Source organism: Bifidobacterium dentium JCM 1195 = DSM 20436 (genome assembly GCF_001042595.1).
In the GTDB taxonomy this organism is placed as follows: Bacteria; Actinomycetota; Actinomycetes; order Actinomycetales; family Bifidobacteriaceae; genus Bifidobacterium; species Bifidobacterium dentium.
Genome location: NZ_AP012326.1, coordinates 156,425 through 179,010, shown reverse-complemented (window position 1 = coordinate 179,010; position 22,586 = coordinate 156,425). Strand labels below are relative to the sequence as shown.

Genomic DNA, 22,586 nt, shown 5'->3' with positions numbered 1-22,586 from the left:
CCGGAATGTTGGCGAGCGGCCCAGCCGTATGACATCTCAGACGAGACGCTTCCTGCCGCGCCAGATTCCGGCCGCGCCGATCATCAGCATCGCCATTCCGGCGATTCCGCCACCGATCATCAGCCACTGACGATCCGTCGTGCCACCGGTCAGCGGCAACGAAGCCACCGCGATGTAGCGGTTGGTGAAGGTGACCTCCGCCGGGGAAGCTACGGCGGTCCACTTCTTCTGCGTTTCGTCGTAGCTCACCGTTACCGTTACCGTCTGCTCAGAATCGTCGTACTTCCAGCCAGTAGTGTCGGTTGGCTTGTCTTCCGTCACTTGGAAGGTGTACGTCGCGTTGGCGGCGGGGAACGTGAGCTCATCGCCGAATGTGGCGGACTTTACCTGGGTCTGGGAAACCTGGCTGATGGTCACTTTGGACTTGGATTGGTCCGTTCTGGGCCAAGTGACCTTGCCCGCATTATCACCAGTCGCAATCATGGTGAAGTTGAAATCATGCCCCGTATTGGTTCCGACAACTTTCTTATTCACGGTGATGGAATCTGCTGGCAACGTCACCAAAGCTTGCTTATTGGTGACGATTACCGTCGCGGTCTGTGATGTCGCGGATTGCGGAACTGTCACTGCATTGCCATCAGCGAGATTTCCGTCGCCGACTTTGTGCTGATAGGATACGTTCCATTGGTTGCCGGGATCGTTTTCCGTAACGGTGTAGGTCTTCGACTCGCCCGCCGGAATGATCACGTCAGTTGACCAGTTGCCGTTGTCGTCGGGTGTCAGCGTGACCGTCTTGTAGTCGCTATTGCCTTGTTTGATAGTCACATTGATGCTTGCCGGCTTTTCACCGTCGCCGCTCCACTGCTTCTCGATATGCAGGGTGGAGGAGACCACCTGAATCACAGGATGCAGGTATGGATTGTCGGAGCAAACGTGTCTCTTACCGTTGGCCGTGTAGGCCAGGCAAGCGGACTCATTCGAGTGGAAGCCAAGCTGGCCGGACGATGTGGTGCTGCCGTCGAGATCGGTATCTGCATCACCCACAGTGCCGCCATAGCCGTTGGCCGCATACTCGTCATACGCCTCCTGGGTCGGCTTTACGTTGTAGGAGAGCGTGTAGGTAACACCATCTTGCAACATGTTCTGGAATACGACCGTGAACTTCTTGGCGGATTCGTCATAGGTCAGCGTGTAGTCACTATTCTCTTTGAGAGTGACCTCGTTGCCATTGGCATCCTTCGCCGTCACCGTATAGTTCTTGCCGGAGAGTTCGACGTATTTGGAAAGCGTATCTTCGATGCTCACGTTGGTGAAACCGTCAGTAGTCTCATTCGTCTGGATTTTCTCAAAGATGGACTTCAGATCCGAGACGTTGGAAACAACCTTGTAGTATCCGGCGTTACTCCCCGTGCCAAGTTTGTCATACGCCGTCGCATGTGGGTAATTGCTGGATACAGCGTTCATGAACTGATTCTTTTGGTTTTCTTCTATTGAAGATGGATTCGCACCGTCAAAAACGCCAATGGAATACACGGTAGCGCCACTATCTTTCAAACTCTTGGCATAGGTAACGGCGCTATTGGCTACATCCTTATCAAAGTCGCTCACCTTTGTAGGAGTGCCATCCGTAAAGAAGATGACAACGCGCTTTGCGTCAGTTCGAGCACCGCTCATTACAGTGGACGCATGCTTGAATCCAAGATCAGCCCGAGTGGCACCGTTGTGCCTAAGCGCTGACACTTTATTCTTCAAGTCGCTCATATCAGCGGTTAGGGGGCTTACAATCTGGGAGTAGTTGTAAACAAACCTTCCCTCCGTATATGTCTCATTCCCCACTTTGCTCGATTCCTTACCGGCAAACTTCACCAAGCCGACACGAATTAGCTCAGAACCGGATTGCTCATTAATTTCCGCAGCCTCACCCAAGAAGTTGTTTACAGCGGACTTCAATGCTGTCATTTTCTTGATAGAACCTTGGTCGCTGTCCATCTCGTCACTCATCGAACTGGACACATCAAGCACGAGCGTGAAGTCAACCGACTGAGTAGTGGTGATTGTGGAACTGTTCGCGGCACCGGTCACATCGACGTTCACCGTGTAGGTGTTGTCGCTGTTCTTCTTGATCCTCTTATGCTTTTCCGGTGCGCCGAGCGGCTTAATCGCCTTAATCGTCACACTGGCTTGAGGAGAATTCACCGCATTACCCTCGTCGTCCGTGCCCGAAGCCGTGGCGGTGTTCGTGAAGTGGCCTTCGCTGTCCACCATGTCTTCGGTAAGGGTCAACGTTCCGGAGCACGTCGTCTGCTGGTTTGCGGCAAGAGTATCGGTTCCGCAGGAAACATTCGTGATGTTGGGATCATTCACCGCAACATTGTTCAACGTGGTGGTGCCGCTGTTACGCACTACGAACGTGTACGGAACCTCATCGCCCACATTGAACGTGTGGGAATCCGCATCTGGATATGTGTCTTTGTTCATGGACTTCACCAGATCAAGCTGGCTCAGCTTGTTTACCGAGTAAACCTTCAGTCCGCGAATCAACTGCACCTGATGGTCAGCGCCTGTGGATGCGCTGAAGCCGAACTTCACCGAATCCGGAAGACGGTCGATATCCTTTTCGAGAACGGTCTCACCTGCGATCTTCACCGTCAGATGCTGCGTCGTGGCGCTGTCATCGATAACAGGAGCGATGGTGATGTCAACGGATTCGCCATTGGTATCGTTTTCGCTCTTGGTCGCCTTGCCACTGTCAAGTCCGGCCGCAACGTTCTCGGATGCCACAATGCAGTAGCCGTTATTCCATTTACCGTCGACGTCGATCTTTCCTGCGCCGCGCACAGTGACGGAATTACCAGCGTTCGTTCCACTTTGCGTACAATCATCGCCACCGGTGACACGTGCAGTGGTTCCAGCTGCGTGCTGTGTGCTGAAGTTGCCGAAACGGTCAAAGCCGATGCCGAGCACACCTTGGGCGACACCCTCTCCTCGCTTGCTGCTGTCGCCGATGCCATCATCGTCACTAGTCGCGTAACCGAGTGCCGCGCCTGAGGTGCCTGCCTTGCTCAGCGTGGCCGCGCCATCCGTCAGGAAGAAGCTGATGCCGTCCGCTGGTGTTGTATACTTGCCCGCGCCGGACGTCTGATACATGTAATAGTCGAACGTAACATGCAGGCCGCTCTTGCTGATGACCGGCTGATTGTACAGTACTGCGGCTTTTTGGTTCTCGCTGTTATCTGTCAACTGCAGGTAACCCTTGCCGTTCTCCCCTTGGATATCACTGCTATCCTGCGTGTTCTCGCACTTCAACGAACCACTGGTCGCGGCCGTCAGGCAAGCGCTGTCTGCAGTTGTCCAGTTTGCGTCTCCGAAGGTGCTGTTCTTGAACGATTCATCCAGCAGCAACGAACCGCTTTCCGGCGAACCACCGTCCGCCACCGAAGTCGCGGCCGGCTCATTAGCCGCTTGCACTGCCGTTTCATCAGCGCCATTCTGCGCTTCAACACCAGCATCGGCATCCGTTGTATTCGTATCCTCAGCGGAACCATCCGCAGAGGTCTCATCCGTAGCGGCCTTCTTGCTGGTTGCTTCGGAATCGGAAGTCTTCTCATCCTGCGATTCGCTTGTGGTCTTCGCAGACTGTTCCGTCTGCTGCGCCTGCTGCTGCGTCGTATCATCCTGCGCAACAGCGGTGCTGGCAGTGGCATATCCAAGACCACCGAGCATGGCCACAGCAACAAGCGCCGTGATGACTCGCTTAGCAAGTCCCCCTTTGCGCACTGCCTGCCATTCGTCGCATGCACGTTTCATATTGTCCCCTTACGCAGCGCCTTGCGGCGCTAGGTTGTCTTCATACGGCTTCGACGACCTTGCAGTCGTTCGACACCGCTCCAACCCTGAAACGTAGGGGAATTCACCCAAGCACACATACACCCTAACGGCGGGAAAGTCGAGGGGAAAGACTCACGGCAAAACCTACTGGCTGCAACGCATGAAGGTTGTTTTCGGCACCCGATTTTCGAAACAGAAATCTATCCCCTTTTTGGCCATTTGGCCGCATGCCTGCGGATATGCCACGGCTTTCTGCGCAACCACAACAGAACCAATCCGAGCAGCAGTGTGATTACAGCGGCCACGATCGCAATCAACCGCGCATCCTTCGCCGCGTCCGATTCGTCGGGAATCACGTCGGGAATCGACGAGCGTACCGCGGAAACCAGCAGACGGTGGGTGTTCACGCCGTATGGCGTGCATGTCATCAGCGTCACGCGATCCTCGCCGGGCACGATCTTCAGCTTTGACGTATCGTTCGGTTCGATCACGGAAATGCGGTCCACCTGATAGCCGAGCGTATGACCCATCACGTCAAGATAGAAGTAGTCGCCAACACGCATCTCGTCGAGCCGCGTGAACATGGTGGCGTTCACCAATCCGCGATGCCCGGTGATCACGGCATGCGTGTTCTTGCCACCGACCGGCAGGCTGCTGCCGTACAGATGCCCCGCGCCGGAGGCCAGCGCCGACTGCGACGTGCCGTGGTAGATTGGCAGGTTCACCGAAATCTTAGGAATGCGAATGGTGCCCATCACTCCGCCACCGGAATCCAACAATCCCTGATATTCCTCGTCTTTGGAACTCGCACTGCCATCGTCATCATCCGTCTCGCTGGCCCGCGAACCGCCCTGAACCGCAGCGAACGGATCCTTCGCCTCACCCAAAATCGGTTGCCCCGAAACCGCAAGACGTTCGTTGTATGATTTCGCGGCAGCGAACGCATCATCCGCCTGCGGATACGGCCAGCCCGCAATCGTTCGTGCGGATTGCGCCGACGTACGCGACAACTCCACTGCGGCACGGTACTGCAATGCCGCCGGAAACCCACCAATGCAGATTGCGGCGACGATCAGCAATGCACCAATCGCATACATCATGCGCATACTACGGCGATTCCTGCGGCGTTCACGCATCTCATCGGCAACGTCGATCACCTCATCAAACGCAGGCTGCCGCCAGCCCATTCCCACCGTTTCCGATTCCATCAAATCCTCAGCACGCACCGTTTCGCACCGCGACTCCCGCATTAGCGACTCTCCGATCCCGCCAAATTCAGCCCGAACGCTGTTGACTGCAGCATTTCGGCAATCCCGCTACCTTTCGACGAACTGCCGCAATACACGCTCCAGTTCGTCGATGCGCAACGCCTGCCGCGCAATCAGCAGATCACGCTCATTGATGGCCAGCTGAGCCCTCGCCAGCTGCGACAGCCCCTCCTCGGAATCGCCGGCATTCGGCGACCCCCATTCCGATTGCGTAAGATTGCCGTGTTCCAATATCCGCAAATCATCGGCATCGAGCGCATACGGACTCGTCCGCTTACCGGACTTCGCCTCCTTATCTTGCCGACGTTTCCATCTGGCGATGCAACGTTCCACGCGCTTGTACCCGATAAGTTTCGGATCAAGACCTGCCTCACGGAAGATAGCCGCAGGCGACTCCCCCGCACGGTAACGGCACATGCATTCGACACGGAATTGGTCGGTATAGCGAATATGGGACGCACTGACGCTTTTGACCGCGGGCAGACTGGCCAGATAGGAGCGTTCCTTGGCAGTGAACTTACCGTCGATCATCATTGCCGCCCCTGCTCGAGCGTCATCGTACGACCCGGCATCATCGCAAGCCCTGCAAGATCGCCTGTAAATTGCATGTGGGCAGAAAAGAAGCCCCCCCCCCCAGCGAAAGTATTTTCATATGGCGACCCCCTCATATAACTGCGATACGCCGAATCGTATCGGGGGGATTTGTTCCGATACCCTCCCTATAACCCCCGCATAATATTCTCGCCGCTCTCAACATTCACGGCACCGCACCTTGCTTACAGCGGAACGAATCAATGCGGGCAAACCCCGCGAAAAACGAGTCACACGGCTGAAACCCGCAACACTCGGACACAACGGTCAAGACACGCCAACCGAAGCGTGCGGCCTCACGCCAAGCACACGCTCCATACACCCCCGTATCTTCAATGGTTTCATGAGCCACACAACACGTGATACGCCTGGGAAAGGAGGAAAATGGCGGGGTATACTCCCCTGAGTCGTATTACTCCACCGACTTCAACGAACTGACCGGCTCGATCCGGTCAAGCACCGGATTCACGAACAGTTGCACCAACAGCGCAAACGCCATGGTCGCCGCCGCCGCAATCACGTAACTCATCGGCTTGACCTCCACCTCGAAATACAATGCCGGCATATTCAGCGCAGCCGTGAGCAGACCACCGACCCATCGACCTATCGGCAAACCGATCACCACTCCCATGGCCGTCAGAATCATCATCTCTCGATTCACATACCGATGCACTTCGCGATCGAAGAATCCCAGCACTTTTAACGTGGCCATCTCGCGCACGCGTTCCGACACATTCGTATTGGCAAGCGTGAACAGCACCACAAGCGCCAGACCGCCCGCAAGCGCAACGATCAGGGCGACCACCGCGCCCATGAGGTCAAATTTGAAGCTGGCGGCCATGTCCGCGCAGCACACCGTCTTCATCACCGAATCATCCTTTTCGAGGGTGTTGGCGTATGCGATCTGCGCATCGTCGGATCCGGTGAGCTTGGCGTATACGGCGTTCCAGGTCAGGGAGCCGCCGGAATCCGATTTGTCCGATTCTGGAGAATCGGACATTCCGGACCCTGAACCGAACAGCTTGCCATAATACGATTCACTCACGTAGATGTCGGAACCTATGAGGTTACGCGTCACCTCGCTCACCTTGGCCTTGGCCTGAATGCCATCGCCGTTGGTGAGATTCACCGTATCGCCGGTCTTAACGCCCAGAGCGTTGGCCGCCGACTGCGACACGATCACCCCACTGTCGCCCAACACCGCCTTCGAGCCACTCCGTTTGTCCGATTCTCCAGAATCGGACATTCGCAACGTGGTTTCGACTGCTTTACTGTCCGATTCTCCAGAATCGGACAGTCCGAAGAACTTGCGCACACCATCCCATCCGGACGCGACCGGCTTGAGCGTAACCATCTCACCCAGTTCATCCAGATGCTCCTCGGGCACCACCACAAGTTGGATGCCCTCGCTTCCCTCATCGTTCGCCAGATCACCGGATTCGACACGTATGTCCATGGTCGAAGTCGTACGCCCGTCCGCTCGCAACTTCGCCCGCATTGCATCCGCATCGGTATCGTTCGCAACGACCATCACATCGTATCGGTAGATATCGCGATACTGTTTGACGCCAAGTTCCGCCACGGTGTCGTTGATCGCAAGCCCGCATATGATCAACGCCGTGCATCCGGCAACGCCTCCGACCGTCATGACCAGGCGCGACTTGAAACGGAAGATATTGCGCGCAGTAACCTTGCTTAGGAATCCCAAACGACTCCAAATCGGCGTAATCCGCTCCAATAGAATGCGCGAACCTGCGCGCGGGGCTTTCGGACGCATCAAGCCGGCGGGCGTCTGCCGCATCTCTTCGACGCACGCGTAGATCGTCGCACCGAGTACGCCGACCACGAACAGCGCGATACCAAGCGATCCATACAGCCAGTCATACTCGAATCGCACGCCCGGCAGCACATACATGCCTTGTATCACAATCAGCAAAAACGCTGGAATGCCAAGGAATCCAAGCAATAGCCCAAGGCCGCCGCCAATCAGGCAGGCAAGCAGTGCGAACAGCATGTAGCGCGCGGCGACCTGCAATCGTCCGTAACCGAGGCCGATGTAGGTGCCGATAAGGCCACGGTCCTCTTCGACCATGCGCGCCATGGCGGTCAGGCTCATCATCACCGCGACCAGTAGAAACACGACCGGGAATGCGTTGCCGATGGATCGGATCGAACTCAGGTCGGATTTGAGCGCACTGTATCCGCCGAGGGATGAACGATCCTGCACGTACCAGCGCACGTTCGGCACGCTGCTTTCGAGCTCATCTTCCTTATCCTGGAAGGTTTGTTCGGCACTGTTCCTCTGCTCGTCCAATTGCGATTGCGCCGCGTCCAATTGCGCCTTGGCTTCCTGGAGCTGCGGACTGCTGGAGATCACTGTTTCACGCATGGTTTCACGGGTGGATTCGTCCATGGTCGCACCTGTGCCCAGCATTGCGCTTTGCTGTGCCACAATCTGATCGATCTGTTGATTGAATTGACTGCGATTCTCGTCTATCTGTTTCTGCGCATCCGCGAATTGCCGATTGGCTTTGTCTCGCGCTTCGTCGATTTTCTTCTGTCCCGCATCGATGAGTTCCTGCCGTCGTGCTTTCTGACGATTGGTTTTCGTTTTGCCTTTGATGCGGTTCATGACTTTGCCGACGATGGTTTCGTAGGATTCGTCGAACGTGCTTTCGTCTGCCGCACCGTCGACCAGCAGAGTGACCGACGTATAGGTGGTGCCGGTCACGCCATCGGATGGCGCGAAAAACGTGTAATCGCTCGTCGCAGTCGAACGGAATGAGGTCATGGCCGAATATCCGTCAGGATTGCTCAGGTTCTGAGGATCAAGCACCACGCCCACGATTCGCAGCTCCGTCGGGAATTCCGGCGACTGTTCATCCGACACCGCTGAAGTGTCCGATTCTCCAGAATCGGACACTTGGGATGCTTCAGGTGTGACGGTGATGCGGTCGCCGATCGTATGGCCGGAATCCTTGATGAATTGCTTGGTAACTGCGACCTCACCGGATTTGGTCGGCATGCGACCTTCCTGCAGGTATGGCTGGTCGATGCCGTTCGTGCCGATTTCCTGCATGGTTACGGACTTGTCGCCGCCCACATCGATGGTTACGCTTTGCGAGCGCTCGGCCTGCACCTTCCGTACGCCAGTGACCCGTCGCAGCGCGGTGACATCGGCATCGCTCAGCCCAGCCGTCGATAACACCTGAATATCATGCATGCCCTGGGCGTCGAAGAACCGGTCCGACGCGAGGAACGCATCGCGACATCCCGCGTAGATGCCGGTGAGTACGGCCACGCCGAGCAGGGTAATCATGGCGATCGAGACGAATCGCTTCCACGATCGCAGCCACATGCGAATCATGTCTTTGACGAACGCCATTGTGCTCCTCCAGACGCGTGCCCCTTAAGAAAAACCTACTTCTTATTGAACACTACGAAACTGGAGAACATATGTCTGTGACACGCATCAACACGCATGAAACAGGGGTTGCGCCAGAGCGAGCGCAACCCCTGTAGCCGGCACCCTCGTCACAAGGGTACATGTATATGGCCCGACGGCGGAGGCCAAATCCGCATCAGCCCTTCACCGCACCGGCCATGATGCCGGAAACCAGTTGCTTGCCGGCGACGGCGAAGAGAAGGATGAGCGGGAAGGTGGTGAGCACCACGCCGGCCATCACGATGGTGTAGTCGGTGAAGTACGCGCCCTTCAGGGTTGCCGCGGCAACGGTGAGCATGCTGTTCTTGTTCGGGCCGAGAATAAGCATGGGCCAGAAGTAGTTGGTCCACTGCGCGATGAACGTGAACAGGAACAGCATCGCGGCCGCCGGCCGGGCTGCGGGCACCGCCACGGAGATGAAGGTGCGGAACATGGAACAGCCGTCCACGCGCGCCGCTTCGATCAGCTCGTAAGGCAGGGCGTCCTGCAGGTATTGCGTCATCCAGAACACGCCGAACGCGCTGACCAGACCCGGAATGATCACGGCCCAGATCGAACCGAACAATCCGGCCTTGTTGGCCATGATGTACAGCGGTACGATGCTCAACTGCTGCGGGATGGTCATGGTACCGATCACGATGGTGAACAGCACGCCGCGGCCGCGGAACCGCAGTTTGGAGAATGAGTAGCCTGCCAGCGTGGAGAAGAACACCGTCGATACCGACGTGACGATTGCCACGAACAGGGTGCCGCTCAACGCCTGCCAGAATTTCATGGCGCCGAATGCGCGCGAGATGTTCTTGATCAGTCCGCTGCCGAAAATCAGCGCCTGCACGCCGTACTGCGTGCTGGAGCTGTTTTGCGACGCAATCGAAAGCGCCACATACAGCGGGAACACGAAAATCAGGATCGTCACGACGAGAATCGCATACGTGCCCCACCCTGCGCGGCGTCCTTCGCTGGTCACTTCCAACGTCTTACGACGGCGTTGTTTCGCTGCGGAACGGGCCACGCCCTTGCCGTACATCTGCTCAAGTGCCGGAGTGCCCAGATCGCGCTTGTTGCCTTCGTTGGTGATATCGGTCATCTTGGGTCACTTCCTTTCGGCGGCGTCGGTCGAAGCGGCCGTTGCCGAGGCTGCACGACGGGCCTCGACTCCCGATCGCTTTGCCAGCTCATATTCGGCTTCCTGCCGTGCGTTGAGTTCGGCCAGTTTGATTTTGTCGATCTTCGGCTGTCCGCCCGAGGCGAGTCGTTGCGTCAGCCAGAAGTTCAGCACGGCCAACAGCACGATGATCAGGAACAGGATCCACGCCACGGCCGCCGCGCGACCTAAGTTCGGCTGCCCGATCGTGACCTTGTTGAAGCCCATATCCCACAGGTACAGCGAGAGCGTGAGGTACTGCCGGTTCGGTCCGCCGTACCCGGAAGTGCCGTTGTGGAACATCTGTGGCTCGTCGAAGATCTGCAGTCCGCCGATGGTGGAGGTGATGATCACGAAGATCAATGTGGGTCGCAGCATCGGCAATACCACCGAACGGAAGGTGCGCCATTTGCCGGCGCCATCGACTACGGCCGCCTCGAGTACGTCGTTCGGGATGGCCTGCATGGCAGCGAGGAAGATCAGCGTGTTATAGCCGGTCCAGCGGAAGTTCACGATGGTGGCGATGGCCACATGCGACCAGAAGGCGTTGCCATGCCACATGATGGGGTTCAGTCCGATATCGGTCAGCAACACGTTGATGGCACCCATCTTGTCGGAGAAGATCTGCGAGAAGATGATGCCGGCCGCGCTCGGTGCCACGATGTATGGCAACAGCACTCCCATGCGCCAGAAGGTTTTCGCTTTGAGATTCGCGTTGAGGATCCATGCCAGGAACAGCGCCAGAATGATTTGCGGAACCGAGCTGAGAATGAAGATGGAGAAGGAATTGCGCAGCGCGTCCCAGAAGGATTGCTGGTGCAGTACCCGGTTGAAGTTGGCCCAGATGCTGGGCTCGTCGCTATTGCAGGTTGCGCCGCAGATGGCTACGCCGCCATCGCCGGTCAGGGTGTTGTATTGGCGCGTTGCGATATATACGGTGAACAGCAGCGGGAACAGGCCCACCACTGCGAACAGCAGGAAGAACGGCGCGATATAAAGGTATGGAGACGCCTTCCATTCGAACTGTCCTAGCCGGGTGCGCCATGGGGTCGGCTGCTTGGTTGATCGTGACATGATTGCTCCTAGTTCACGTCGTTGTGATTGCAGAGGATGCCGGTTGCGTTGAGCGCGATTCGCTCAGAAGAAAGGACCCGACCCGGCCTATGGATGATGGGTTCGGCCGGGACCGGGTCCTTCACAGGGTGTCTGTCAGCTTAGGGCCTTCACGTCTTCCAACCACTGCTTCCAAGCTTGGTCAGGAGTTTGTTCCTGGGTCGCATCGACGCGATTCAGGGCGTCGACCATCTTGGTCTGAATGTCGAAGTACTGGCTGCCCTTGTACGGGACGATGTCGTAGGCCTTCGCTCGGTTGGCGAAGATCTTACCGGTCGGAGCATCGTTCAGGTAGGCGTCGGTCTTGCTGGACACATCGGAGGAGGCCTGCGCACCTTCGGAGCTCGGATAGTTGTTGGCAGTGGTGAACACGGAGACCTGCTGATCGGCTTCGGTCAGCCATGCCACGAGCTTGGCGGCCTCGTCCTTAACCGGGGAGGATTCCGGAACGACCAGATAGGAGCCGCCCCAATTACCGCCACCACCCGGGAAGACGTCGGCGATATCCCAGCCTTGGAAATCCTCACCGGTGTTGCCCTTGATGTTGTTGATCAGCCATGCCGGGCATTGGATAGTGGCGAAGCCCGTGTCGGACTTGAAGGCCGCGTTCCAGTCGTCGCTCCACTGGGTCAGATGGGCGGACATATCCTTGGTGGCGGTCAGCTGGTCGTACAGATCCTTGATCTTGGCATTGTCGGCGGCAATAATCTTGTCGTCCTTGGATACGTAGGATTCCTCGACCTGATTGATCATGGACTGCCAATTACTGGCCATGGAGTCATACCATGGCAAGCCGGTCTTCTCGGTGTATTCCTTGCCCGCCTTGAAGAAGGAGTCCCAAGTGGCATCATCGCCGCCGAGCCATTCGGCCACGGATTCACGGTCGGACGGGAAACCCGCCTTCTCGAGCAGGTCCGCACGGTAGCAGATGCCTTCAGGGCCGATGTCGGTACCCGCACCGATCAACTTGCCGTCGACGGTAGCGCTTTCGGACTTCCACGCCACCCAGTCGTTGTCTTTGGTGTAGGAGCTCAGATCAACGAACTTGTCGGGCATGGCGAGCAATGAGGGCATCCAGTCAACTTCGGCCACGTATACGTCATAGGCGTTGGAACCGGTGGAAATTGCGGTGTTGAAGGCTGCACGCGCATCATCGGAAGACGCGACCGCGGTCTCTTCGATCTTGACGTTCGGATGGGCCTTCTCATACTTGGCCCAGAGGTCTGCACCCGGGCGTTCCGAAGTCGGCTTGCCGAAACCCGGATTGTTGAAGGTCTGCACCTTGATGGTGATCTTGCCGTCCGCACTTGAACTGTCACTGGAACTATTGGAACTTCCACAGGCACCTAGGCCAACGATCATGGCCAGGGCGTGACGGATGCCAGTGCCGGCTTGAACTTGTTCATCTCGTCCTCTTTTCCTTGCAACGCACTGCGATGTACGTCACTCTCCCTTGTTCGTCGCACTGCCGTGTGCAACGATCTTGTGAGAAAACCTCGATGTTTTCTCACGTTTGATGGAACCGTTTCCATCAAGTGACTCCAAAGATACACCCTTTCAAGGGGTAACGCCATCATCTCGGCGTGTTGCACATGCCGATACAAATCGCTGATATTCCAATGCTTTTAGACATATTCGACCATGTTGACCGCCACTCTATCTTGCCCCCTGATATAGTTTCGTCGACTAACGAATATCGTCAACTCACTAAACTATTTTGCAAGCGGTTCCAAAAAACGTTTGACATGCGCCATACAATCTCACGCATTGCAAGCACCTCAGCCACCGATGTGAGAATCTCATCCCTGCAGGAAATGCAACAACAGCAGCGCCGTTCCCGTAACATGAAGACGGCACGTACGACGACAGGAAAAACACTTCCGTCAGGCGGATTCGCGACGGACCAGACGCACTGGAAAACGCTGGAACGAAACGCGCCACGTACCGTTTTCCAAACGATGCGCAAGCATGCGCGTAGCCGCCTCCGCCATATCATCCAGCGGTTGGGCGAGCGTCGTCAACTGCGGATTGAGCAGACGTGCGGCCTGCAGATCGTCGAATCCTACGACGGCGACATCCTGCGGCACCTGCTTGTCGAACCGGTCAAGCACATGCAACGCGCCAGCCGCAATCTTGTCGGAATGCGCGAAAACACCATCCACCTGCGGATACTCGGCAATAATCCGCTCCATGGATTTGAGACCGTTATCCATCTCATAACTACCCGCATACGAAGCGATCGGCTCAAGCCCCTGCTCCTTCAACGCGGCACGGAATCCGGCCGTACGTTCCTTCGGCGTGGGCATATCGCGCGGCCCCTCGATAAGGGCAATGTGCCTGCAGCCGCGTTCCACCAGCAATTTGCCGGCCTGATAACCACCGTCGTAATTGTCGACATCCACATATGGGCATTTGAAGCCCTTCGGCGGACTGCCGATGAACACGGTGGGCTTATCGAACCGTTTGAGCATATCGGCGAACTTACGGCCTTCATGAAAACTCGCCACCACCACGCCTTCAGCGCCGGAGCGATGTAGCAGCTGCTCGAACCCCTTGGCGTTATCGGGCTCGGCCAGAATCAGGAACGGCAGCAGGTTCTCCCGAGCGAGCGACATACTCAACTGGCCGAGAATGCCGGCCAGGAAGTCATCACGGAACAGGAAGTCCGTGGGCTCGTCCACCACCAATGCCACTACGTTGCTATGCCCACCGGTCAGACGTCTCGCCGCAGGATTCGGCACGAAATGCAGCGCCTCGGCAGCCTCCTGAACCTTCCGCCGGGTCGCTTCGGACGCCGAGCCGCCACTCAGGGCACGAGACGCGGTCGAAACGGCGACGCCGGCGCGCTGCGCCACATCACGTATGGTGACGACGGTCTTGCCTTCCTGCTGTTCCATGATCGCTGCCCACCTCTCGTTGGCCTTATACGCCCTGCCGCCTCGCCCGAAGCCACCGGAACCACCCCATCGTAAATTCCCTTACCTGAACGTTTCATGCATCGAGTCCATAGCAGTACCGCCGGCAACCGCATACCGGTCCTACCATCATAGGACATGCTTTTGGAAACGATTCCAGCGTTTCGGATCCACAATGCTCGCCATCGTCATGACCGTCTGACACCACGGCCATCATCCTGCCGTTCGCTGTAGGCATAGGGCACCCACAACACCCACATGGCGCCACGAACTCCATCTTCTCCCCCCGCATCCGTCAGGCCCCGCAGACAAGAACCCTGGTTCGCCGTGAACGGTGACGTACGGATATGTGTGCGCTTGGATACAATCAGTGGTGTTCCAAAGCCAAGAGAAGAAGAGGCCATTCATGAGCGACGTCAATGCCGTGAATAAGCCGCGCGAAACCGACGACGTGCCGGTTCCGCCGACGCTACGCAAGTCACTGAAAAATCGTCACATCCAACTGATCGCATTGGGCGGTGCAATCGGCACCGGCCTATTCTACGGTTCCAGCGAATCCATCGGACTCGCCGGCCCGTCCATTCTGCTCGCCTACCTGATCGGCGGCCTCGCGATCTTCCTGATCGTGCGTGCGCTGAGCGAGATGGCGGTAGAAGATCCGAAAGCAGGCGCATTCAGCTACTACGCCACCCGCTACTGGTCGAAGCGCGCCGGATTCATCTCCGGCTGGAACTACTGGTTCAACTACGTACTCGTGGCCATGGTGGAACTTTCCGTAGTCGGTTCGTTCGTGAACTACTGGTTCCCAAACATCCCGAAATGGGTCTCGGCGGTCGTGTTCCTCGTGGCCATCGCCGCACTGAACCTGATGGGCGTAAACAAGTTCGGCGAATTCGAGTTCTGGTTCGCCATCATCAAAATCGTGGCCGTGATCGCCATGATCCTCGGCGGCCTGTACGTCATCATTGCGAACGTGCCGACCGCATCGGGCATCCGTGCATCATTCGCCAACTGGTTCACCATCGACGGTGGCTTCCTCCCGCACGGGTTGATGAGCCGTAACGCCGACGGCACTTGGACCGGCCTGATGATGGCGCTGGTCGTGGTGATGTTCAGTTTCGGCGGCACCGAGCTAATCGGCATCACCGCGGGCGAGACCGAGAATCCGCGCACCACCATCCCGAGGGCCACGAACGGCATCATCTGGCGAATCCTCGTGTTTTACATCGTGGCGCTCGGTGTGATCATGGCCGTGGTGCCGTGGAGCAAGATCGACGGCGACTCCAGCCCGTTCGTGCAGATCTTCGATTCCGTGGGCGTGCACGCGGCCGCCGGAATCCTCAACTTCGTATGCCTGACCGCCGTAATGAGCGTGTACAACTCAGGTCTGTACGCCAATTCCCGCATGCTCTACTCGCTGGCGAGGCAAGGCAACGCGCCGGCATATCTCGGCAAGCTCAGCAAACGTGGCGTGCCGGTCGGCGGCGTGATCACCTCCGCCATCATCATCGCCATCGCCGTGGTGGTGGTGTTCGTATGGCCGGAATTCGCATTCAACTATCTGATGTCGATCGCCACCATCGCGGCCGCCATCAACTGGACGATGATCATGATCACCGAGCTGAAGTTCCGCCGCGTAGTGGCTGCCGGCGACGGCCCGGCCGAACTCAAGGGTCTGAAGGGCCAGGAGGCGCTCGACAAGATCGTGTTCAAACTGCCGCTCGCCCGCGTGACACCGTATGTGGTAATTGCGTTCATGGCGCTGGTCGTGGTGCTGATGTGCTTCTCCGCCAGCTATCGCATCGCCGTGTACGCCGGCATCATCTGGCTGATCGTGCTGTTCGCCGCCTACCAGCTCACACAGGTGCGGGGTGGCACCGCCGGGGATGGAATCATGGCGTGAAACTCATGAATCCGACGCCCTTTTCGATGGTGGCGCGAAACTCATGAATCCCCCCTGGATTACACGGGAGGGATTCATGAGTTTCACGCCACCATTGGGTTCAACGGGACGGCATCGCCAGACTACAGCGCCTCCACCTCAAGCACGATCGCCTCAAGCGGCCACAGCGGCGGCAGCTGCAAACCGACCTGCTCAAGCAGCTGGCCCGAGACCCTGAAGCCGCCCATCTGCGCAGCGGTGATCCACTGCGGGGTATTCCAGCCCCAGCGCACTTCGCCGACCTCATCACGCAGACGTACGCCGTACGTACGTTTCGGATCGAGGCCCTTCATGCGCAGACGCTCGGTGAGCACGTCACGCAGATTGGTGACGGTGGCCACCACCCACACGGCATGCTTGCCGTCATCCGAAACCACGCCACGACCACGCAGCGCCGAATCCTTGAAGTCGGCGTGCATCACGGTACCACGATGCAGCACGCCACGCAGTTCCTTATACAGGCTCACGAACGCCTTGAGCTGTTCGACCTCTTCGTCGGAGCATTCGAGAATGTTCCATTCAAAACCGGAGCAGCCTTCAAGCGAGATGGCCGCACGGTAACTCAGCTCGGTGGCGCGCCATGTGGAGTGCGCCGGCGACGGGCCTACATGCGCGCCGATCATTTCCGGCGGCACGACGAGCTCGGTGTAGCGCTGGATGTCCACGCGGTCGCGCGGGTCATTGGAATCGGAGCCCCAGATGCGGTCGGCATGCTGCAGAATGCCCGCGTCGGTACGCGCACCGCCGGAAGAGCAGCTTTCGATTTCCAGCTTCGGGAATTCCTTCTTGAGATCGTCGAACAATCGATAGCAGGCGAGGGTCTGCTCGTGCAGACCGTAGCGGCCGTCATGCACCGGTTCGGTGACATCACGATTGTGATCCCACTTGATGTAGTCGATACCGAGCTGTTCGACGAGCGCTGCCATCTGGTCGTGCACATGTCGGTAGGCGTCCGGATTGGCCAGATCGAGTACATACTGGGTGCGGTAGGAGACGTCTTCGCGGTATGGCACGGCCTCCGGGGCGGCGAGAATCCAATCGGGATGCTCGCGGGCGCAATCGGAGTCGAGGTTCACCATTTCCGGCTCGAACCACAGGCCGAATTGCATGCCGAGGTCGTGCACATGCTGGGCGATGCCGTCGAGACCATTCGGCCAGACCTCCGGATCGACCACCCAGTCGCCCAGGCCCTTGGTGTCGTCACGGCGCTCATGGAACCAGCCGTCGTCGAGCACGAAGCGTTCCACGCCCACGGCTGCGGCGCGGTCGGCAAGCTTTTTCAGCGTGGATTCGTCGTGGTTAAAGTACACGGCCTCCCACGTGTTGAGCGTGAACGGACGCGGACTCGACACATGCTTCGGCAGGGAGCGCAGCCACGTATGGAAACGGGAGGCCATACCGTCAAGGCCGTTTGCGGAGTAAGAGAAGCACACTTGCGGAGCCGTATAGGATTCGCCGGCGGCCAACTGAATCTCACCCGGTCCGAGCAGTTCGCCAGCGCCGATGAGCGGCTCGTGCGGCGGCATGTTGTCGATGCGGTAGGTTTGGTTGCCGCTCCATGCGAGATGGCAGGCCCAGACTTCGCCTTCCGACCACTTCGGCTCACCATCGGAAGCGATGAACATCCACGGGCTTTCATGGCTGGTCTTGCCGTGGCGGCATTCACGGGTCACGGAACCGGACGGCATCACGGCGGTACGAGGCTGCTTCTCAAGAGGCCAACGACCGGTGAACTGGGTAAGGGTGTCGGCCCGACGCGGCATCGGCAGGGTGGATTCCAGCCAGTTGACGGTCAGTGCGGCGGCATCCGGATTGTCGGTTGCGTCGATGTTGGTGATGGTCTGTTCGACCAGCACCAGACCACCCTTCTTGATGGAGAGCTTCAGTTCCAGTTTGACGGCGTTGACGGCGTCTTCGGCCACGATGTTCAGCGTGTTGGCTTCGGTTTCGCCACCGGCAGCGATCGGAGAGGCAGTGACGGAGGTCCAACGCACGAATACCGGCTTGCCGCCACGATAGGCCTCCAGGCCCGGGCGGCCGGCGAAGGCCTCGGCACCTTGCGGCAGCAGTGACGGGCGCAGCGCGGCATCCGGCTTCTCCTGTGGCGGAGTGACCTTCAGCGTCATCGCGTCAAGCTGGTTGAGCGCGGATTCATCGGACGTAATGCCGAAATCCCCTCCCCAATACTCGACCTGCGGCATTTCGCCTTCCGGGGTCTTGAGCACGAGGCATACGCCGTCACGACGCAGCACAACATGTGGTCCCTGATCAAACATCGTTGTCTCCTTGGGCTGTTTCACGTGGTTTCCACGGCAAGGACGTCAACCCTTGCAATGAGCATAATTGACTTTTACGGAAAACCAGTATATATTAAGCGCTTAAGTAGAGCAAGTGGCGGCATGGCGCCCCACAACGCATATTGCACGCAACGCACGATAGCATTGGCGCTAAAGGGGTGATCGGCATGGCATTGAGCACGCAGCTTACCGAGGAACAGCAGGAGGCCATCAACACACTGGCCTCGGCTCCGGCATACGCCAACGAATCCAAACTCTCCATCTTCCGCCAGCTGCCTTGGCGCAAGAAGCTGGAATACTTTCGCGAGCATTTTCTGATACCCGTCGCAGCGGCTGCGATCATCATCGCATTGGTGACGTTCCTCGCGGTGCGCTTTATCTCCCCTGACGCACGCCCCGCATTGTACGCGGCCGTCGTCGACGACGCACTGACCACCAGCGAAGCCACGAATCTGCAAAACGAGCTGGAAGACAAGCTCGGCGTCAGCGTGATCATCGACGACTATTTCGATATGGACAAAGACGGCCTGACCAAGCTGCAGACCATGCTTTCCAGCAAGCAAATCGACGTAATCATCGCCCCGCATAAGATTTTCAAGCAGCTGGCCGGCTACGGATACCTCACCAATCTCGAATCGACCGTCAGCAAGTCGGACAATATCAAGCTCGATGACGCAACTGTACAACTTAAGGGCTTCAGCGATGCAGACGACGACGGGATCGACTCGTCCGGCACCGGCAAAGGCGCGTCGAAATCCTACGGATTGAAGCTTTCCGACGCGGCAGGTTGGACGAGCATCGCAGACAGCGACCACAGCGCGCTCATCGGCATCGCAACCGGCACCAAGAACACCGGCACCGCGCAGCGATTCATCGACTGGCTATACCGATAGGCAGTCGACCGCATCGCGGTCGCATGACGCCGTACATAACGCAACAGCAGCAACCGAAGGACTGACATGGCATCGAATTTCTTTCGCGAAGACAACCCGTACAATGTGGTGATGAGCACCATCGGCGATCTGGCGATGCTGTCGGTCGCCTGGTTCGTCGGATCGATTCCGATCGTCACCATCGGCATCTCCACCTCCGCCGCATGCGAGGTGGCGCGCACCATGCAGGAGGCACGCGATCACGGCATCTTTCGCGGCTATATCGCCGCGTTCAGACGACGCATCGGCACGAATTTCGCACTGTCGCTAATCATCGCCGCAGTATGGGCGCTGGCCGCCTTCGACTTGAGGTTCCTGTCGATGCAACGCGGCGGTGACACCATCTCGCTCGTCTACGGCGTCACCGTCGCGGTGTTTGCGATTCTCGGCGTGATGCTGGCGTTCGTACTGCCGCTTTCCGGTCGCAGCAAGCTAAGCGTGACCGAACAGATCAGACAATCGTTCAAACTGGCCGTGCTCAAGCCGCTCGTCGCCATCGCCGTGTTCGCGCTTGACATTCTGCCGATCGTACTGCTGGCCACCGTGCCGGGCGCCATCATATGGGTGCCGCTGCTGTGGATTATCGTGGCGAGCGGCGGCTCATTCTGGCTACAGATACTGATGATTCGCAAGGCCTTCAAGCTGGAATAGCCGGAACCGAGCCGGCGGGCCGAATGCCCAACGGACGCACATAGGAACCGACCTGAGGGCGCACCTGCTCAAGCGAGCCGTCGGGCAGATGATTGAGCGGGGCGAACACCGTCTCACGATGGCATCCATCTCCGCCGGCCCATCGACCGGACGGATGGTAGGCGAAACGATGATAGGCGATAATCCATTCGTCAGTGCCGGGAATGTTCACGATGTTATGGTGACCGGTGCCGTATAAGTGAAGCCTGGGATTCTGCTCGACCAGCACGCGGGGTTCGCTCCACGGCCCCGCCAACGATTCGGCTACCGCGTACTTCACGCAGTATGCCGGGTCCCTGGTGTCGTTTTCCGACCAGCTCGCGTAATACAGACCATCATGCCTGTGTACCCAGATCGCCTCTCGAAAGTCACCCGGAATCCAGCCGATCGCCTTGGATTCGTCGAAGCTCAGGCAGTCGTCGGAAAACGGCGCGATCCACGCCTTGCCATTGCCCCACAAAAAATAGCGGGTGCCGTCATCGTCGATGAATACGCCCGGATCGATGGTGTGGCAGCCGAAGGTCCCCTTGCGCACAATCGGTTCGACAGTAGGGATGAAAGGCCCATATGGAGTGTTGGCCACGGCGGTGCCGATCTGCGAATCAGCCACGAACAACAACACATATCGTCCGTCGGCGTTACGCACTATAGACGGCGCCCACGCGCCATCCGAACCCGTCCACCATGGTACGTCGCGCAGGTCGAGCGCCGGGTAACGCTCCCAATCCATCAGATTGTCGGAAACGTACACGCTGAACGCAGTGGAACCCCAGTCATCGACGCCGTCGTCGGTGCAGTACAGAAAGTATCGGCCGTCGAAAATTGCCAGATTCGGGTCGGCACAATAGCGATGCAGTGGATTGGTGGCCAGTGCGACGTTGTTCACGCGACACGGCAGATCATGCCGATCGATGGTTCGAGCGGACGTTTCCACAGCACAAACGGGGGCATCGATTTCAGTCATTGCAACCTCTTCTTTCAAACTATTCGCGTCAATTCACACCGATGCGTCAGTCAGGAGCGGCCGGGTTGAGACGGGACGGACGATCCCACACCGTCAGCACTGATCTGAACGATTTGGCGGCCAAAGCCGTCAACCTGCTGCGCAAGCGCATCGACGAGGACGGCACGGATTTCAAGCCCGAAAAGCTCACAGCCGATTTCCGGCTCGTCCGACGCGAATCCACCGGAAGGTAGACCGAACGGACACCGTCATCGTTCAGCGGGAACCGGGCCGGTGGTGCCGCGCTGCCGCAACTCATACGGCTCTTCCATGACGTTGCCAACGCGCTCACCGTCGATGAGCTTGAGCAACAGCTCGGCGGCCTTCGTACCGGTGCCCACCACATCACGGCCCATGGCGGTGAGATTCGGATAGGCGGCGGTGCACATGAAGGAATCATCCCAGGACATGATCGACAGGTCATCGGGCACCGTAATGCCTTCGGCCGTCGCCACACCGAGGCCGGACAGCGCCATCACGTCGTTGTCGTAGATGATGGCCGTGGGATGTTCCGGGAACGACAGCAGCCTCTTGGTGGCCTCGGAACCGGTTTCCGGCGTGTAGTCGGTGTGCAGGCAACGGTATCGCATGCCCAACTCGGTGGCCACGTCGGAGAAAGCGGAATCACGGATGTAGGAGTGTGCGAGCATTTCCGGGCCGGCCACGCGTGCGATATGCCGGTGGCCAAGGTCGTACAGATACTGTACCGCCTGACGAACGGCGTCGGCGTCGGCGCTCGACAGCGTCGGTAGATTGCCGGATACGGATGCGTCCGCGATGGCAAGCACCGGCATCTCGGTGTGCTCCTCGAGCAAGGTCACGCATGGGTCGCCCAATTCGATGTTGACCAGCAGCATGGCGTCCACATTGCCTGTGGCGATCCAGTCCTTGATGATGGATAGTTTGGCGTGCTCGCCCACGGCCATGCGCACCAGCAGCGAGTAGTCATGCTTTTCAAGCTCGGCGCCAAGACCGGAGATGAGCTCCATCATGTAGGATTCCACCGCAAGCAGTTTCGGATCGTAGCCGAGCACCAGACCGATGCGCTGGGTTTTGGATTTGGCCAGCGCCTGCGCCGCCCCATTGGGCTTCCAGCCCAGTTCATGGGCGATTTTCAGCACTTTGGCACGGGTGTCCTCGGAAACCCCGGATTTGCCGTTCAATGCATACGAGACCGCACTGCTGGAGACTCCGGAAGCCTTGGCGACATCAAAAATCGTCACCTTACTTTTCTGCACGGCCATGCTGATGCATCCTTCTTCATCTTTGAACTTAAGCGATTACTTAAACTGTTCTTTAGTTATTATACAGCAAAAGCGCCGCCAGACCTACGAATCTAAGTGTTTGCAACACTTTAATCGCTTAAGGTCGGCAACGCTTTCACTTATGCTTCGGCTTAACAAGCGCCATCAACTGAA

15 protein-coding genes are annotated in these 22,586 nt (G+C 58.1%); 4 read left to right on the top strand and 11 right to left on the bottom strand.

The window, feature by feature from the left end:
- Positions 1 to 36: 36 nt before the first annotated feature.
- The 8 genes from BBDE_RS00675 to BBDE_RS00640 all read right to left on the bottom strand — a co-directional run bounded on the left by BBDE_RS00675 (position 37) and on the right by BBDE_RS00640 (position 14,286).
- The gene (locus BBDE_RS00675; protein ID WP_228369726.1) at positions 37 to 3,402 is read right to left on the bottom strand and encodes a DUF7604 domain-containing protein; all 3,366 of its coding nucleotides are present in this window, start codon (positions 3,400 to 3,402) and stop codon (positions 37 to 39) included.
- A gap of 626 nt (positions 3,403 to 4,028) precedes the next feature.
- A complete protein-coding gene (locus tag BBDE_RS00670; RefSeq protein ID WP_048349410.1) occupies positions 4,029 to 5,036 on the bottom strand; it encodes a class C sortase in 1,008 nt (335 codons plus the stop codon).
- A gap of 108 nt (positions 5,037 to 5,144) precedes the next feature.
- Positions 5,145 to 5,630 carry an HTH domain-containing protein gene (locus BBDE_RS00665; protein ID WP_003837897.1) on the bottom strand — a complete coding sequence of 162 codons (486 nt, stop codon included), beginning with the start codon at positions 5,628 to 5,630 and terminating at the stop codon, positions 5,145 to 5,147.
- Positions 5,631 to 6,099: 469 nt separating this feature from the next.
- On the bottom strand, positions 6,100 to 9,072 hold the full coding sequence (locus BBDE_RS00660) for an ABC transporter permease (RefSeq protein ID WP_003837899.1): 2,973 nt from the start codon (positions 9,070 to 9,072) through the stop codon (positions 6,100 to 6,102).
- A 196-nt stretch (positions 9,073 to 9,268) separates the two neighbouring features.
- Positions 9,269 to 10,219 carry a carbohydrate ABC transporter permease gene (locus BBDE_RS00655; protein ID WP_003837901.1) on the bottom strand — a complete coding sequence of 317 codons (951 nt, stop codon included), beginning with the start codon at positions 10,217 to 10,219 and terminating at the stop codon, positions 9,269 to 9,271.
- A 6-nt stretch (positions 10,220 to 10,225) separates the two neighbouring features.
- The gene (locus tag BBDE_RS00650) at positions 10,226 to 11,350 is read right to left on the bottom strand and encodes a carbohydrate ABC transporter permease (protein WP_003837904.1); all 1,125 of its coding nucleotides are present in this window, start codon (positions 11,348 to 11,350) and stop codon (positions 10,226 to 10,228) included.
- Positions 11,351 to 11,485: 135 nt separating this feature from the next.
- On the bottom strand, positions 11,486 to 12,751 hold the full coding sequence (locus tag BBDE_RS00645) for an ABC transporter substrate-binding protein (protein ID WP_012901792.1): 1,266 nt from the start codon (positions 12,749 to 12,751) through the stop codon (positions 11,486 to 11,488).
- 521 nt (positions 12,752 to 13,272) lie between these two features.
- Complete coding sequence (locus tag BBDE_RS00640; protein ID WP_003837914.1) at positions 13,273 to 14,286, bottom strand: LacI family DNA-binding transcriptional regulator; 1,014 nt, start codon at positions 14,284 to 14,286, stop codon at positions 13,273 to 13,275.
- A gap of 424 nt (positions 14,287 to 14,710) precedes the next feature.
- Here BBDE_RS00640 and BBDE_RS00635 point away from each other — a divergent pair, with 424 nt between their 5' ends.
- Positions 14,711 to 16,207, top strand: coding sequence for an amino acid permease (locus BBDE_RS00635; RefSeq protein ID WP_012901791.1), 1,497 nt, complete (start codon positions 14,711 to 14,713; stop codon positions 16,205 to 16,207).
- Positions 16,208 to 16,329: 122 nt separating this feature from the next.
- Here BBDE_RS00635 and BBDE_RS00630 read toward each other — a convergent pair whose 3' ends face one another.
- Positions 16,330 to 18,522 carry an alpha-galactosidase gene (locus BBDE_RS00630; protein WP_003837919.1) on the bottom strand — a complete coding sequence of 731 codons (2,193 nt, stop codon included), beginning with the start codon at positions 18,520 to 18,522 and terminating at the stop codon, positions 16,330 to 16,332.
- A gap of 188 nt (positions 18,523 to 18,710) precedes the next feature.
- Here BBDE_RS00630 and BBDE_RS00625 point away from each other — a divergent pair, with 188 nt between their 5' ends.
- Positions 18,711 to 19,436, top strand: a complete 726-nt coding sequence (locus tag BBDE_RS00625; protein ID WP_003837921.1) for a hypothetical protein — start codon at positions 18,711 to 18,713, stop codon at positions 19,434 to 19,436.
- 66 nt (positions 19,437 to 19,502) lie between these two features.
- Complete coding sequence (locus BBDE_RS00620; RefSeq protein ID WP_003837922.1) at positions 19,503 to 20,126, top strand: DUF624 domain-containing protein; 624 nt, start codon at positions 19,503 to 19,505, stop codon at positions 20,124 to 20,126.
- Here the strand turns inward: BBDE_RS00620 and BBDE_RS00615 are convergent.
- Positions 20,113 to 21,129, bottom strand: a complete 1,017-nt coding sequence (locus BBDE_RS00615) for a family 43 glycosylhydrolase (RefSeq protein ID WP_003837924.1) — start codon at positions 21,127 to 21,129, stop codon at positions 20,113 to 20,115. The genes BBDE_RS00620 and BBDE_RS00615 overlap by 14 nt on opposite strands.
- Before the next feature lie 65 nt (positions 21,130 to 21,194).
- On the opposite strand from BBDE_RS00615, the gene BBDE_RS11390 reads away from it, so the two are divergent.
- Positions 21,195 to 21,362, top strand: coding sequence for a hypothetical protein (locus BBDE_RS11390; RefSeq protein WP_155115365.1), 168 nt, complete (start codon positions 21,195 to 21,197; stop codon positions 21,360 to 21,362).
- Positions 21,363 to 21,377: 15 nt separating this feature from the next.
- Here BBDE_RS11390 and BBDE_RS00610 read toward each other — a convergent pair whose 3' ends face one another.
- Positions 21,378 to 22,412: a LacI family DNA-binding transcriptional regulator gene (locus BBDE_RS00610; protein WP_003837927.1), complete on the bottom strand. Its 1,035-nt coding sequence runs from the start codon at positions 22,410 to 22,412 to the stop codon at positions 21,378 to 21,380.
- Positions 22,413 to 22,586 lie beyond the last annotated feature (174 nt).